The 14,943-nt window shown below is 52.0% G+C and carries 11 protein-coding genes and 1 tRNA gene; 8 read left to right on the forward strand and 4 right to left on the reverse strand.

Annotated elements, in window-relative coordinates; all coding sequences use genetic code 11:
• Positions 1–2 precede the first annotated feature (2 nt).
• Positions 3–1,037 (forward strand): squalene/phytoene synthase family protein, encoded by a 1,035-nt coding sequence (locus tag IPH59_14420; protein ID MBK7092889.1) that lies wholly within the window; start codon positions 3–5, stop codon positions 1,035–1,037.
• A gap of 85 nt (positions 1,038–1,122) precedes the next feature.
• The gene (locus IPH59_14425) at positions 1,123–1,821 is read left to right on the forward strand and encodes a CADD family putative folate metabolism protein (protein MBK7092890.1); all 699 of its coding nucleotides are present in this window, start codon (positions 1,123–1,125) and stop codon (positions 1,819–1,821) included.
• Positions 1,822–1,922: 101 nt separating this feature from the next.
• Here the strand turns inward: IPH59_14425 and IPH59_14430 are convergent, their stop codons facing one another.
• Positions 1,923–2,924 carry a thrombospondin type 3 repeat-containing protein gene (locus tag IPH59_14430; GenBank protein ID MBK7092891.1) on the reverse strand — a complete coding sequence of 334 codons (1,002 nt, stop codon included), beginning with the start codon at positions 2,922–2,924 and terminating at the stop codon, positions 1,923–1,925.
• Positions 2,925–4,376: 1,452 nt separating this feature from the next.
• On the opposite strand from IPH59_14430, the gene IPH59_14435 reads away from it, so the two are divergent.
• The 4 genes from IPH59_14435 (at position 4,377) to IPH59_14450 (ending at position 7,240) form a co-directional block, all read left to right on the forward strand.
• Positions 4,377–5,888 carry a hypothetical protein gene (locus tag IPH59_14435; protein ID MBK7092892.1) on the forward strand — a complete coding sequence of 504 codons (1,512 nt, stop codon included), beginning with the start codon at positions 4,377–4,379 and terminating at the stop codon, positions 5,886–5,888.
• 2 nt (positions 5,889–5,890) lie between these two features.
• On the forward strand, positions 5,891–6,757 hold the full coding sequence (gene ispE / locus IPH59_14440) for a 4-(cytidine 5'-diphospho)-2-C-methyl-D-erythritol kinase (protein MBK7092893.1): 867 nt from the start codon (positions 5,891–5,893) through the stop codon (positions 6,755–6,757).
• Between the two features lie 34 nt (positions 6,758–6,791).
• A complete protein-coding gene (gene spoVG / locus IPH59_14445) occupies positions 6,792–7,076 on the forward strand; it encodes a septation regulator SpoVG (GenBank protein ID MBK7092894.1) in 285 nt (94 codons plus the stop codon).
• Positions 7,077–7,168: 92 nt separating this feature from the next.
• Positions 7,169–7,240: transfer RNA gene (locus IPH59_14450), tRNA-Gln, on the forward strand.
• 93 nt (positions 7,241–7,333) lie between these two features.
• On the opposite strand, the gene IPH59_14455 is transcribed toward IPH59_14450, so the two are convergent.
• From IPH59_14455 to IPH59_14465, 3 genes are all read right to left on the reverse strand, one after another.
• Complete coding sequence (locus tag IPH59_14455; GenBank protein ID MBK7092895.1) at positions 7,334–7,663, reverse strand: GYD domain-containing protein; 330 nt, start codon at positions 7,661–7,663, stop codon at positions 7,334–7,336.
• Between the two features lie 228 nt (positions 7,664–7,891).
• On the reverse strand, positions 7,892–9,814 hold the full coding sequence (locus IPH59_14460; GenBank protein ID MBK7092896.1) for a peptide-N-glycosidase: 1,923 nt from the start codon (positions 9,812–9,814) through the stop codon (positions 7,892–7,894).
• An 89-nt stretch (positions 9,815–9,903) separates the two neighbouring features.
• On the reverse strand, positions 9,904–11,358 hold the full coding sequence (locus IPH59_14465) for a DEAD/DEAH box helicase (GenBank protein ID MBK7092897.1): 1,455 nt from the start codon (positions 11,356–11,358) through the stop codon (positions 9,904–9,906).
• 244 nt (positions 11,359–11,602) lie between these two features.
• Here IPH59_14465 and IPH59_14470 point away from each other — a divergent pair, with 244 nt between their 5' ends.
• Together IPH59_14470 and IPH59_14475 are read left to right on the forward strand one after the other, a co-directional pair.
• Positions 11,603–12,973 carry a hypothetical protein gene (locus IPH59_14470; GenBank protein MBK7092898.1) on the forward strand — a complete coding sequence of 457 codons (1,371 nt, stop codon included), beginning with the start codon at positions 11,603–11,605 and terminating at the stop codon, positions 12,971–12,973.
• Positions 12,974–13,054: 81 nt separating this feature from the next.
• Positions 13,055–14,908, forward strand: a complete 1,854-nt coding sequence (locus IPH59_14475) for an aspartyl protease family protein (GenBank protein ID MBK7092899.1) — start codon at positions 13,055–13,057, stop codon at positions 14,906–14,908.
• Positions 14,909–14,943: the final 35 nt, after the last annotated feature.

A 14,943-nucleotide genomic window follows, 5' to 3' on the forward strand; every position in this document is an offset into this window, starting at 1 on the left:
CCATGCACTCTGAGCAATTCAAGTTCTGTGTTGATATTCTGCCGGCAGTATCGCGCACCTTTGCAATAAACATCCGCATCTTGAAAGGCGATCTGCACAAGTCGGTGCTGTGCGCCTATTTGTTCTGTCGCATTGTCGACACCGCGGAGGATTCGGAGCATCTTTCGTATGAGCAGAGAGCCGAGCTGCTGGAATCTTACAAGGAAATTTTCGCAAAGAGCACCTTTGACCCTGGAAGCATACGCGACTGGCTCACCAACTGGGGCGAACTGGATGCGACAGTTGCTGAGTACAGGCTAATTGCAAATCTGCAGACTGTTGTCGAAGTGTTTACACAACTCCCGGCACCTGTCCGTTTGATTGTGCAGGCCTGCGTAGTCGAAATGGCTGACGGTATGAGCGCAACGGTAACGCGGAAACACCAGCTTGGCGAAAAGCTGTTCACGCTTGCGAATATGGCGGATTTGGAAAACTACTGCCACTATGTCGCCGGGACTGTGGGCAAGATGCTGACCGACCTGTTTGTTTTCTACTTGCCGGAGTTCCCTGCTAATCATGCTGAGAAGCTGCGAACATTGGGGCCGGCGTTTGCTCTGGGTCTGCAGATGACCAATATTATCAAGGATTGCCACAGCGATTATCTGCGAGGCTGGTGTTATCTGCCGGCGGACTTGATGTTATCGCACGGCGTTGAGCCAAGCGACTTTTTCAAACCTGCTTTTCGCCGGCCGGCGCAAAGTACGCTCAATGATTTGATTAAGAAGACCGCCGGGTGTCTTGATGATGCATTCGAGTACACGCTTACTATTCCTTCGTCTCAGCCGCGACTGCGTCTATTCAATTTGTTATCGCTTTTCTTTGCGATTCGAACGCTTCGTCTTGCCTGGGACAATCCGGCTTTGCTCAACGGCAAGGTTCGGGTCAAGATATCACGATTTGAAGTTTATTCGATAATGGCACAGACATCAATCTGCGTTCGATCGGACACACTATTGCGCAAGCTCTATGAGCGCACCGCGAAAATGATCCCAAGGTAGCGCAAGGCCTTGAGGTAAATGGTCCCAGCCGAAAAAAGTTCGCTCAAAACTCAACAATGGCGAGAAATTTCGTCGTAGAAATGACGTGAATAGTCAATTCATCTCACGACTGAACTACCTCATTGATGACTATGACCTGCTTCGGCATCCATTCTATGTTCGCTGGAATCGCGGCGAACTGACCGAATCTGAACTGCAGATCTACACCAAAGAGTACTTCCTGTTCGTCAAAGCCATTCCGACTTATGTCAGCGCGATACATTCCAATTGCAAGGAACATTCGCTACGTCTCTCAATTCTCGAAAATCTGGTTGAAGAAGAAACCGGCGGCGACGGGTTGATTCCGCACGAGGAACTGTGGGTGTGGTTTGCACGTGGGGTGGGAGTTGATCGCGAGGAACTCTACTCCAATTGCGGCGCAGTGGGGACACGCAAGCTGCTGTTGACGTATCGGAATCTTTGCAGTTCTTCGAATTGTGCAGTCGGGGCGGCGGCAATGTACGCTTACGAATCGCGCATTCCGGAGATTGCCGAGTCAAAGATGGAAGGTCTCCAGCAACACTACAATGTCAGTGACGAGGAGACATTGAGGTTCTTCCGCGAGCACATGGTTGCCGATATCGAGCACTCAAAAACGTGGGCACAACTTATCTCACAAATGGCAACTACCGAGGAAATTCAAACGCAAATCGAAGAAGCGGTTTCAAAGGCCGCCCGTTCTCTCTGGCGGATGCTTGACGGCGTCTGCGAACAATGCGGAATCCCTGTAAAAAACGAAGCCTAAAGTAAACGGCCTCGATCCCTCACCAACAGTCTTAACGAGTAGTCAAAAAAAATGAGGTGTGCTTACGCACACCCCATCGTGAAGCGAATTCGCGGATCGAACTACGGACAAAGCAGAATGTAAACTGCACAATTGCAGGGTGCAGGTCCGCCCGAGAAGATGTAATTGATCAGATACACTGCATCCGAGATTGACTCTACACAATCGCAATTTGCGTCGCCATTGCAAGGCGCCGGTCCACCGCTGAAAATGTAGGCGATCATAAAGACTGCGTCAGAAATGGTTAGGACTCCGTTTCCATCGGCATCGCCGGGAATGCATGGACATGAGGGAGTATCACAGGCATCACCAATGCCGTCTCCATCGGTGTCTGTCTGAGCCGGATTGGGAATGGTCAGGCAATTGTCGCACGAATCGCCAACGGCATCGACGTCGATATCCTCCTGAAGCGGGTTATTGTCTGCGATACAATTGTCACAGACATCCCCAAATGGATCACCGTCACCGTTTGCCTGACCCGGATTAGGAATGCCGGCGCAGTTGTCGCAAGCATCGCCGACACCGTCGCCATCCAGATCTCCCTGGCCGGGATTATTGACAAGCGGGCAATTGTCGCAGACGTCTCCCAAGCCATCGCTGTCAACATCGGACTGCCCCGGATTGGGAATCAGCATGCAATTGTCACAGACATCCCCAACACCGTCGAGATCCACGTCAGATTGTCCGGGATTTGGTACGGTCGGGCAGTTGTCGGTGAGATCCGGTATGCCATCGCCATCAAGGTCCGGCGCGCAATTCGGTACAGCTTCGAAGAGAATGTCTTGATCGGCGCCAGAGAAGCGCTCATCGTTCCAGATAGAGCTGAACTTGTTCAGGACATTGAAGTCTGAACCAAGGTAGTGGCCGATATACATCGGCGCAGGCGGCAAGGGGAAGGTCGATGCCGGGGCCGATGGCGGAATGTCGGAAAGGATGCAGTCAGTCCAGGTTACACCACAGTCGACAGAAGTTGATACCCATGTCTGCTTCCTGACATTGCCCGGATCGTTTCGCCGATCATAGTACACGACTCTGATTTCACCAGTGACGGGATGCACTGACATACTTGGCGCCCACTGGTCGAGACCATTGCCGGGGATGTCTTGGTTGACGCGAATAATCCCACCCCATGTTCCTGGTGCACCGGTCGGGCTTGATGAGAAGAATATATCGACGTCACCAAGGACGGTCGAAGTGAACGCGGCGAATACAGTACCAGGGCAAGGACTTCCTGCCGGAGCAGTACCGATTGAAATGCCGTTTGATGCGGCAATACCAGGAATGAGAACCGGCGGTGTCGGAGGAGTTGGAGCAATGGCTGCGACCGGTCCAAATGGTGCTCCCAATGCGGGTGATGATGTAATAAATGCAATCGTGCCATCCGTCCAAGCCACATAGACACCGCCCGGAGGGACCATGACGTTTCCGGGAGGGCCCATGATTGCGACAGAAGGACGATTAGATGCCATTGAGTTACCGAACACTGCTCCTCCACCAATTGCGACTGGAGGACTGAAAGCGGGATAAATCGGGGCCGGACCTGCTGCGGTGCGAGAATAGGCGTATTGGATCGTAAAGCCATCTCCGGCGGGATCATCGAATGGATTGCCGTTGCCATCGGCATCGACACCATTAGTGTTTAGATATTCAACCCAGGCAGAATGAACCGTTCCGACATTGACAAGGGGATTTCCGGCGATGTCATCGACGGCGACATCAGGATAATCGAACCAGCTCATACCCGGAACGTTAAGCGCGGAGACTGCGACTCCCGGGGCAAACGCCGCACCGCCTCCAGGCGATGCGTGCGCGAGGATCTGGTTACCTGCCAGCCATGGTCCGGCCGGACCATAGGCAGCGCCGACGGCAAAGAACGGTCCGCCGGGATGGGCGGAAATTGCCGGATTCCATTCAAATGCGAATGGCGCTGTTGGAGGGATAACTGCCGGCGCCCATACAGCTCCGGCGGTGGCTGAGAATCCCCAACCGATTAGTGACGCCCCAAAGCCGGGGGGTGGGAACTCTGTCCATACGGAGTATAGTTCTGCGGGCGTCATCTCGCTATTTGCGACCTCGGAGTTGTCTTGTTCGGAGAAGGGTGGGCTGGCGTTTACCGGCGTGTTCGGCGCCGCCAACGCCGCGCTGCTAAAAATGCCAAACAGCATCAAGAGCACGACGAGAATTCTCCCCCTGGATCGACTGGGGTTTGATCCGGTCATCTGTTCCTCCTGGAATGTGTATGAGAGGTGATCGAACTTCGTAAAGAGCACACTTGAATTCATAACCGGAGTCAAAGTGCCTGCCTGAAGACACAAACGAGCATGCGACAACGCGCGACGTCGACGCCAGAAATGAACGTTTACTCTGTAGAAATTGAATCGTTGTACCGTAGACAATATAGCTCTACTACTCGTCTTTTGTCAAGTCAAAACTGACGGGAGCGAGAACGCTCCGTCCGCCGAGCGTTGTGTACCTTTTAGGTTGACTTGCCGGCGCAGACTCCGATAATTGTTCGCATGCACCGGATCATCCTTGCCATTGCCTTAGTTATTCTGCCGACTTTTTGCGCTACAAGCGCCGCCGCGAGTCGCTATCGAATTGAATCTACTGACCGAATTCTCAATCGTTACTGGGAAGAACTGGCGTTATTGCAGTCGGGGCAGTCGCTCTATTCCGATGTCTTGCCGCACCTTACGTCGCCGACTTCCGGCACGGAAACATCCGACAATGTAGTTGGAAAGCTGCTGAATGAGAGGATCGCGGCATACGACGACAAGACAAACTTTCAGCTAGATAACTGGGGTCTGTTCAAAAGCAACGGCGACAACTCGTTGCAGTTGATCACACGCTTCATGCCATATCTCGAGCACATCTCCTCTGCTGATACTTTGCCCGTCCATCGCGTCGGTTTGACCAGCGAGGCGTGGATTATGCCCTCGGAACATGTGCAGATTCACCTGCGGATGCGTCTGGAAAACCACGGAGAATTGTACTCGCAGTTTAATGGCAGGGTTTGGGACGAGAAGATCACGGGCTGGCTGGATCATGGCGCAGTTTACTACTACAACAAGGGTTTCTTCGGTTCGATTGGGCGATCATCGATGATTTGGGGACCAGAACAGCGGGATGCATTGTTGCTGTCCGACAACGCTCCGCAATTGGATCGGATTTGGCTCGGCTATGAGCATCGTGCCATTCGTTTCGACTATTTCATTAGCCGGCTGGATGATGTCAAATACAACGATTCGACTTTGGTGCGGTACATGTCGGCGCATCGACTGTCATTCCGCAAGCAAAATGCATTTGAACTTGGACTCTCGGAAGTGGCGCTATTCGGTGGATATGGACGACCCGTCGATTGGCGATACATCAACCCGTTTGTCCCCTACTATTGGGAGCAATGGAATCGCGGGAGCGATGACAATATTTTGTTCGGGCTTGATTTTGCGATATACTGGCCGCATCAATGTCGAATCTTCGGCGAGCTGTTGATTGATGATTTCCAGATCGATCTCAAGTCTGAGCCGCATCAGGTAGGCTACAAACTGGGAATTGACATGATGGAACCGCTCGGACTGAATCGGGTCTTTACTAAAGCGAGTTACACCCGAGTTAACACAACGGTGTACGGACAGAATCAGCCGCAGAATCTCTACCTGTACTACAACAAGCCGATAGGATACTTCGGCGGCAACGACCAGGATCGCTTTCTGGCAATGGCGCGATACCACGCTAGCCGGGCACTTGATCTTGAGTTGGAATTTCAGTTCAACCGGCGCGGCGAAGGCCGAATTGAGAAGCACGATCGGTCCGGTGTTCCGTTTGAGGAGAAGTTCCCGATTGGCATCGTGGAGAAATCGCCATCGGTGCAGGCGACAGCACTTTGGTTCAGTCGAAATCTGATCGAAGCACGGTTATCTGCCCGGTACAGCTATTTCGACAATTACAAACACGTCTGCGGCGACAACCACAGCCGCATCGATCTGAATCTCTTTTTTGCCTACAATATTCAAGGTCTAATCGATTAGTCATGCTGCGCACGGTGACGATTCTTGCACCCGCGAAAATTAATCTGTTCCTGCAGATCCTGGGTAAGCGACCGGATGGATTTCACGAGATCTATTCTCTGATGCAAGCGGTCGACCTTTATGATTCGGTTACTGTTTCGAAGACGACCTCGGGCATAACGCTGACCTGCAGTGAGTCCCATATTCCAGCAGACTCCACGAATCTGACCTGGCGTGCGGCCAAGTTGATGTTCGACAAGACTGGCATCAGCGGCGGCGTGGATATTAATCTGATCAAGCGGATTCCTGTCGGCGCCGGTCTTGGCGGCGGGAGTTCCGATGCCGCGGCAGTGATGAAGGCGTTTAACCAATTGTTCGAACTTGAACTTCCACTGGCACAACTGGCTGAGTGGAGTGCAGAGCTGGGCTCGGATATTCCCTTTTTCTTCTCCTCAGGGTCGGCTTTGGTATCGGGTCGAGGCGAGATTGTGGCTCCAGAAGACCTCTTTCTAGGCTATTTTGTGCTTCTGATCGTCCCTGATTACGCAATTTCTACGAAAGATGCATATCAAGGTCTAAGAATCTTCTTGACAAACTTTTCCACAAAAGCCGATATTAATCTCAAGAATTTAGGCGCAGATTATTTTAAAACGCTGGACCGAGTCGGCAACGACTTCCAAGCGATGGTTGTGCAACAGCACCCGGAGATGGAAGTTTGCATGGAGGTACTGCGAAGGGGTGGCGCCGGTTACGTTGCTCTTTCGGGCAGCGGCTCTGCCTTTTATGGGCTATTTGAGCGGCAACCCGACAGTGAGTTAATGACAACTGTTTCCAGTCAATTCGGCTGGCAGGTATACAGTCTCTCGCCTGTGAGGTTGACTCAAAAATAGGGACAACAGACGGTAATGCTTTGGGAGGTAGGACATGGAGATCACTGACATTCGGGTAACTCTCAAGAACGAGGACAAGCTGAAAGCCTTTGTCAACATCACATTCGATAATCAATTTGTGGTGCGCGGATTGAAGGTCATCAACGGCAAAACAGGCTACTTTGTCAGCATGCCTTCGCGCAAGCGTCCGGATGGGACCCATCAGGACATTGCGCATCCAGTCAACAACGAAGCCCGTCGGTTGATTGAGGATCGTGTTCTCGCAGCGTATGAGAAAGAACTCGCCGAGACCGGTGCGGTAGCGACCTCAGAAGGTTAGTATCGGTTCCGGAGCAGCCGAACAAATTTCGAAATTGAGCGGCTAAGAGTCATTGACTCTTAGCCGCTAACTTTTTATAATGCCCCTGCAATAGGGGTGTCGACAAGTGGTAAGTCAGCAGATTTTGGTTCTGCCATTCCCAGGTTCGAATCCTGGCACCCCTGTTTAGAAATTCAAACCCGCCCGGTAACTTGACTGGGCGGGTTTGTTATTGGCTCCCGAAGTTGTTCCGTGACGGCGAATTTGATTAGAGCGGGTTACTCCTCGCTCTCTTTCATTTTGCGGGCAATCTCCATTAAATGATTGTCGGGGATTGCTGTCCAAGTCTCAACCTGGAAAGCGCCGCTGGCGGAGCCGATCATGGCGATTTTTGCGGCGGTGTGCTCATCGGGGGCTTCATAGATATCCATAAAGTCGTAGCCGCCGAGTAAGGCGTAATGGGCGACGAAGTTTGCTTCGGGAACCAATTCCTTGGCTTTATCAACCCAAGCACGTCCGATTTTCTCGCCATCACGCATCCGCGAGGCGACTTCAATGAGGCTGGGACCCTGCAGACGCAGCCTGCTCATCAATACATAGGTCTTCATGGTACACTCCGGTGATGAATGGTTTAGCTTTTCATGTTCGCCATAACTCTATCGAACAGCGGCTCCATGCCGCAGAATTGGCCAAGCACAGGGTGAAGTACCCTGCCACCGAAGCCGCCCATTTTTGCTGTTTCGACTATGAAAGTCGCTCCTTAAGTCCAGTTATAATATATGCAGAAAGTGGAGAATTGTTACTCTTTTTTTTGGTCGGTACTGAAAAATGAACGATTAGTCTGTGCGTTTGATTCGAATGCGACGCGTAACTGTCTTGCCGTCGGCAGTGACTTTGATGTAATAGACGCCATCGGGAGCGGCGCTAATATCAATCGGGAGCATGACTTCCTTGACACCCTGATAGAGATTATCGAGGACAGTCTCCACCCCGCTTTCTTCGATAATGCGTACTTGCAGCTCGGTGCGACGATTCAGGAATATGTCGATGTCGAAGATACCCTTGTTGCGCGCTGGGAATGGGTTGACGATCGGCAGATCGGCGAATGCGACCTCCGGGATTGTGCCGGGGACAACCCGGAAGGAATGGCGGACTTCGCTGCCAAAGTCGGAGTTGAATGCTTTGAGTAGTCGACCGGGGACATCAAGCAAACGGGCGTAACCATAGCCGCCATCGGGATTGAACCAAAAGTCGAGGCCGTCGCCGGCTGAATCTGAGACAACCAGTTCATAGCAGCCGGGTGGGAGAAACAACGTATCGCGATAGGTAGTATTGATGGTCATTGATCCAAGTTGGCGTTCATAAACGACTTCGCCATCAGAGTTTGTGATCGAGTAGCTGGTTTGACTGGTGTCGGCATTAGTGCGAATTGCCAACACCACCGTCGTGTCATAAACCGGTGTTGCCGGGACTGCCGAGACCGCGATGTTGTCATCCGGATACTCATCTTCGGCGCCGTTGGGAGATTCGAGTTTGACTAAGAACGTCGTTTCGTTGTTGGGAGCGATGACACCTGGAAGTGCTACGGCTGTGATTTCTTGCGAGTAGAGTTCTCCAGCCCAATTGAACGTGTATTGAGGCGGCAGACCGTGACCGTAGCCAATGGTCAATGAGCGCAGAATGTCCCGGCCGTTATTCTTGATGATAATTAATGGGCTGGCGCAAGCCGGGTTCGGCCGCGAGTACTCGTCAAGAGCACTGGGGATTAGGATCTCGGCGATTGACACGTCATTCACTGCCCACGGTTCTGTATAGTGGAACAAATGGGAGTGGATAAAGTAGTTTGCTGTCGGTTTGCTGTTGTTGACGTATGGCTCCATCTCGATGTCAATCTTGTGAGTCGTAATGGGCGACGTAGTTAAGTCATAGATATCGGGTTGGACGATTTCGCCGGGACACCAGTTGGCGCGGTCGAATATCCAAGTACCGGCCTGCGGGTAGAGCGGATTGATGCCGCATTCGCGCCACATGGGCCGCTCATCAATCAACTCGTCATCGTAATAGACGCGACGGTACTTCTTGCAGAACTCGGCACAGTTTTCCACATCGTCCATGCCGTGACCGGTTTGGACAATTCGGAATCGGGCGACTGCGGCACTGTCGGGGCTGGTGAAGTTTCTCGGTGCGAGGATGTTCTCTATCGGGCGAGCAGTATCGCCAAACGGGATCGATCCCTGCCAGAGAGTGTCGAATCCGAGGCATTTCATCGGAGGCGGACCTTCGGTTATTGCAAAATCGAGACTTACCAGCCAGCCGCGATCGGTATTGCTTTCATATCCGGTGTGGACGAAATCGACCTCGACGGAATCGTGGAGGAAAGGCGAATAGTCGGTGATGTCGAGATGCCAGGTAAACGACCAGGTCGAGTCGAAGCGTGCACCGTAGGGAGAAATCAGTCGGGCTATTTCAATGTCGCGAGAAGGCGAGATTTCGTCGCCGAGTCGGCGCAAGTACACACCGTCGATATAGTCCCACTCGCCGCATTTCAAGCCGTCGGGGCATTGATAGGTGACGTAGAGAATCACCTTGCGGTACTCGACATCACGGGACGGAAATTCTGTCCACTTGGGGTAAGAGTTAGTCCCTTTAGTTGGATCGGTTACGACTTTGGTTTGTCGATGTGAGATGACGTGAATTGGATCGGCAGAGTACGCAGCCGTCGCAATAAACAAAAGCAGTAGAAGTCCAGAAACTGTCATCAAGCGTTTTGGCATAATTGCGAAGTTAAGAACTTTGCATTTCGACGCAAGAGAATCTTAGCGGGGCAATTAAGAACGCAACTGTGATTCTATCGTCTGCCGGTACGGCGCGGCGCTTTGCGTCCGAACGTTCTTTCGCGCTCAGGTTGCTGAGCGGCGGGTCGCTGCGGATGCTGATGCGACTGCTCGGAGCCTTGCGGGGCATCGGGACGGCGCTGTCTCGGACCGCGAGGCGCTTCATTGCGGCGCGGGCGCTGATATCGCGGCTGTTCAGATGATCTTGAGGACTCCTGACGTCGCGGACGCGGATAGGCCGGGCGATCACCATGATCGGCCGGTTCCGGTTTTAGGCGCGGACGCTCCGGCGGTAGCTGCGGGAGCTGCATCACGGGAAGCGCGGTACGAATCAGTTGTTCGATACGGCGCACTTCGCCGCGCTGATCAAAAGTCGCAAAGGAAATAGCGCGTCCAGCGAGACCGGCACGACCAGTGCGGCCAATACGATGCACATAGTCTTCGGAATTGGAAGGAAGATCGTAATTGATGACCAGTTCAATACCAGAGACATCGATACCACGGGCGGCAATATCGGTGGCAATCAGGACACGGTACTTACCCGACTTGAATCCTTCGAGCGCGTCGCGACGCTGGCCGAGACTGCGGTTCGAGTGAATTTCGGCGGCATTGTGCCCCATGATTTTGACTTGGCGCGTAAGATTTTTCGCTGCGTGTTTGGTGCGCGTGAAGGTGAGCACCGGGCCGGGATACTGCTGAAGGAGAACTTCGAGCAGACGGCTCTTGGCGCCGCGATCCACGAAGAAAACTTCCTGCGTAACTTTGTCAGCGGCAGTGCCGGGACGTGCGATTTCGACCTGCACCGGGAGTTCCATGTGACGCTGGGCGATTACGACGATTTCTTTCGGCATGGTCGCCGAGAATAACATCGTCTGGCGCGTCTTGGGCAGAAGGCTGAGAATTTTATTTATCTGCGGGGCAAACCCCATGTCGAGCATGCGGTCAGCCTCATCAAGAACGAGAATCTCAATATCGGAAAGATTGACTATGCGTTGTTCGATAAAGTCGATTAATCGTCCGGGTGTGGCGATGATGACTCGCGGCTTCTTCTCGAGTGCGTAGCGCTGCGGACCCAATGGAGTTCCACCGATTAAGACTGCCGTGCGCAATCCCAAGTGTCGACCGACGCCCTGAAGTGCTTCATCAACCTGAATAGCCAGTTCGCGGGTTGGAAGCAGTATTAGTCCACGGCCCTTGATTTGTGCCAGACGCTGAATCATCGGAATGCCGAATGCAAGCGTCTTGCCGGTACCGGTTTGGGCGATGGCGATGACGTCTTTGCCTTCGATACCTATAGGGATAGAACGTTTCTGTATTGGTGTCGGTTCAATAAACTTCAGTCGAGCAATTGCATCCATGAGGTTAGGAGCGATTCCAAGTCCGGAAAATCCGGCTGCAGCTGGTTTCTTGGCAGTTTCTGTTTCTTTGACTTCTTGACGCGGTATTAGTCTATGTGATTTCTGGGGCACGCGGGCGATATCCTCTCTGGAATTATTGCTGGGAGAGCGTTACGAACATTGCAATTAATCAATAGACCGCAAATTGAGGAGTAAGTCAAGGGAAATAAGGGCTGGTGGACGCAAAGCGCACTGGCGCGCAATCGTATTTTCAGTTTATTTTGGCTCGATAATCAGTAAATTAGCGCACCATGATCATAGAGAATGAGTTTCCAAGAGCGCGCGACATCTTCGAACTCGCTGCTGGAGAATTGAATTGAGCGGATCAATGTTCGAGTCGTTAAGACGATGGCGTCACACAATGTTGCCGCTTCCTGTGAAGTATGGAAGCCGATTCCGAGAGGTATATAAGTTCCTTCAGGAGCATCAGAACGCAAGCCGCGAGGAATTGGAGTCTTATCAATGGATGCGGATCAAGGCGGTGCTTGAGTATGCCAACTCACACGTGCCGTTTTACCAAAGGCGATTCAAGTCGATTGGGATGTTGCCAAGTGATATAAAGTCGCGGGAAGACTTCAGAAAGATCCCCTATCTGACGCGCGAAGATGTAACCACGTATCTTGAAGAACTAAAATCGGACGAGTTCGAAAAACTGAAGCCGGTGCAGACGGTCACAAGCGGGACCAGCCGCGATCGGTTGAAGATATTCCGCTCGGCGGAAGGCGAAGTCTGGCGCAAAGCGATGATGTGGCGGCACTTTCACAATATCGGCTATCGGTTTCGCGATCCGAGAGTGCAGTTCACCGGAAAGCTGAGATTTCTGCCCGAGGGCAGATTCACCAATATCGATTACAACGAAAACCTGTTGATGATTGAACAGTATGCGATTAATCGCAAAAAGGCGCCGGAGATCCATCGCATACTGCGTGAGTTCGCGCCGAAATTGATCTACTGCCAGCCGGCCAACATCTCGACGCTCATATTGCATTTTCAGGAATTCAAGCTCGAACCGTTTCATGTGCCTATTGTCTATACGACCGGGGAGATCATTTATCCGCAGTATCGAAAGGCGATTGAGGGGTTCTTCGTGAGCAAGATTGTCGATTACTATGGGAATCGCGAGAACACCGTTGCGGCGGTGCAACTTTCGGATGGCCGCAAGTATGTCCAGACTGAGTACTGCAATCTCGAATTTGTTGATGAGAATGGAGATGAGGTTGTTGGAAAGCCTGCGGATATTGTGGCTACGTCGCTGGTGAATTATGCTGTGCCGCTGATTCGGTATCATACTGATGATGTGGGGATTTGTCATGGCTACCCCGCCGATGCTGTAGGCAATTATCCGATAATGGAGATTGTCGGTGGACGCGGGAAAGATCTGATATTGAGCAAACGCGGTTTGATTTACCCGCAAGTTGAGTTGAGCGTCGGCGGCGAGAAGTTTGAACGGGTGCGCGCGGAACAGATGACAATAGAGCATCTCCACGTCACCTATGCACCAACCGCCAAGTTCAACGGCGCGGACGACGAGGCTATGCTCAAGCGTGCGTACGAGGAATACTTCGGAAGTGAGTTTCAGATTACCATAGAACAAGTGAAAGCCATTCCACCTACCGAGTCGGGCAAAAACAAACTTTATGTTTCGCAGTTGGCAATGGACTACTTGCGGAAACAACAAGCCGATTGACGGAATTAAGGGACAATTAAAATTGAAACTTTTGTCGACTTAATACAGTCGTAATCAGGGTATAGCTGAAGGAGAGATAACGTGAAACACAGCAAGTCAAAGTTAGTGTGGTGTTTGTTTGCGCTGCTCTTGTGCCCTGCATTAGTATCTGCACAGAGCGATGCGTACGACGTTCTAAACAAAAACATCGCCGCCAGCGGCGGACTTGAGAAGCTCAAGGCTGAGAGATCACAATATGTTGAGGGCACGCTTGCAATTGCAGGACTGTCCGGCACAATGAAGATTTGGACGATGAAGCCGAATTTCAGCCGCAACGAAGTGGATCTGAAAGTACTGCGCATCACACAGGGCGAAAATGCCGACGGCCAATGGGTACTCGACTCCAATGGCAAACTGCAACTGATTACCAAACGCGATGAGGCGAGCCTGAAGAGAAAGGACGTCAAACAGCGGATGGCGGAATACGAGTTTCTCGATCCCAAATCAACCGTGTTCAATGTCGAAGCGGCAGGGATGGATACCGCCAACGGCGTCAACTGCCATGTTATCAAGGTATCCAATACGATCAATGCCGATGTGATGACGAGTTACATCAATGCGAGTTCATTTTTGCTCGAACGTGCAACTTCCAGTGAGGGTGAGGAGAGCAGCGATTCCTATTTTGGGGATTATCGCGATGTTGGCGGACTCAAAGTGGCGCACTATACCAAGCAGATCTCGATTCTCACCGGACAAGTGCAGGAATTTAGCATTACCAAGTATGAGTCGAATCCGGTAATTGAAGTGGCATTCTTTGACCCTCCGGCAGAGACTAAGAAAGACTACCGGTTCACCAATGGCAGCAGCGCTGAGAACACTCCTTTCAAGTTTAGCGGCGGTCACATCTATATGCCGGTTACGGTCAACTGCAAGGAGCGCTATTGGGTTCTCGACACTGGGGCGAGCATGTCGGTGATTGGCTCAAAGTTTGCCAAGGAATTGGGGTTAGAAACGATGGGCAATATGAAAGGCGGCGCATCGAATAGTACTGTGGACATACAGTTTGCGACCTTGCCGCCGTTCTCGGTGAAGGGAATCGAATTTGACGCTCAACAGATTGCAGTGATCGATATGGAGCCGCTGAATAAACTGATCAATATTCAGATCGACGGAATTCTCGGATTTGATTTTCTATCGCGATTTGTGACAAAGGTCGACTATGCGCATGAGCTGGTGTCGTTTTATGATCCGAAGACTTTTTCATATGTCGGCGACGGCACAAAGCTGGATGTGCATTTGAAAGATGGCGTATTCGTGGCGAAGACGACGCTTGATGGTAAGCATACCGGGACGTGGCTGTGCGATTTGGGTGCATCGGGAACGTCGCTTGAGGGTGCTTATGCAAAGCGCAGTGGGTTTCTTGAACGCAGTGGTGTTGAATCGATGGGACGCGGAGCTGGCGATGCGTTTCGCACCAAGCGAGTGATGTGCGATAGTATTGCTTTTGCAGGATACACGCTGAAGAATCCGAAAATTGCCTTCCCTATCGACAAGATCGATACGGTTTCGGCGCCGGATGAAATCGGCAATCTCGGCAACACGTTGTTCCGCAATTTCGTGCTGTATGTGGACTATGCCAATGAGCAGATGATTGTCGAGCAAGGCGACAAGTTTGGGATCGAGTGGCCGGATGATCGTTCCGGGTTGCAGTTGATTCGCGGTGATGGCGATGAAATCAAGGTGTGGTTTGCTTCGCCGGGTACTCCTAGCGCGAAGGCGGGATTTCAGGAGAATGATCAGATCATGTCGATTAACGATATCCCCGTCGGGCAGCTTGCAGGCATTGATGCAATCAGGAATGTCCTGTGCGCCAAAGCCGGGACTCAGTATCGAGTGACGGTGAAACGCGCCGGCAAAGAACTGCAGTTGAATTTGACGCTGAAGGAACTGCTGTAGAGTTATAAGACTTCGCCACCAGGGCTAGCGATGTT

This window comes from bacterium, from assembly GCA_016708315.1.
Classification (GTDB): domain Bacteria; phylum Zixibacteria; class MSB-5A5; order CAIYYT01; family CAIYYT01; genus JADJGC01.

Excerpts from the sequence above, each read along its gene's own strand:
- IPH59_14420 (MBK7092889.1), top strand. The coding sequence starts at position 3 with ATGCACTCTGAGCAATTCAAGTTCTGTGTTGATATTCTGCCGGCAGTA.
- IPH59_14430 (MBK7092891.1), bottom strand. The coding sequence starts at position 2,924 with ATGTCAGTGCATCCCGTCACTGGTGAAATCAGAGTCGTGTACTATGAT.
- IPH59_14435 (MBK7092892.1), top strand. The coding sequence starts at position 4,377 with ATGCACCGGATCATCCTTGCCATTGCCTTAGTTATTCTGCCGACTTTT.
- ispE (MBK7092893.1), top strand. The coding sequence starts at position 5,891 with ATGCTGCGCACGGTGACGATTCTTGCACCCGCGAAAATTAATCTGTTC.
- spoVG (MBK7092894.1), top strand. The coding sequence starts at position 6,792 with ATGGAGATCACTGACATTCGGGTAACTCTCAAGAACGAGGACAAGCTG.
- IPH59_14455 (MBK7092895.1), bottom strand. The coding sequence starts at position 7,663 with ATGAAGACCTATGTATTGATGAGCAGGCTGCGTCTGCAGGGTCCCAGC.
- IPH59_14460 (MBK7092896.1), bottom strand. The coding sequence starts at position 9,814 with ATGACAGTTTCTGGACTTCTACTGCTTTTGTTTATTGCGACGGCTGCG.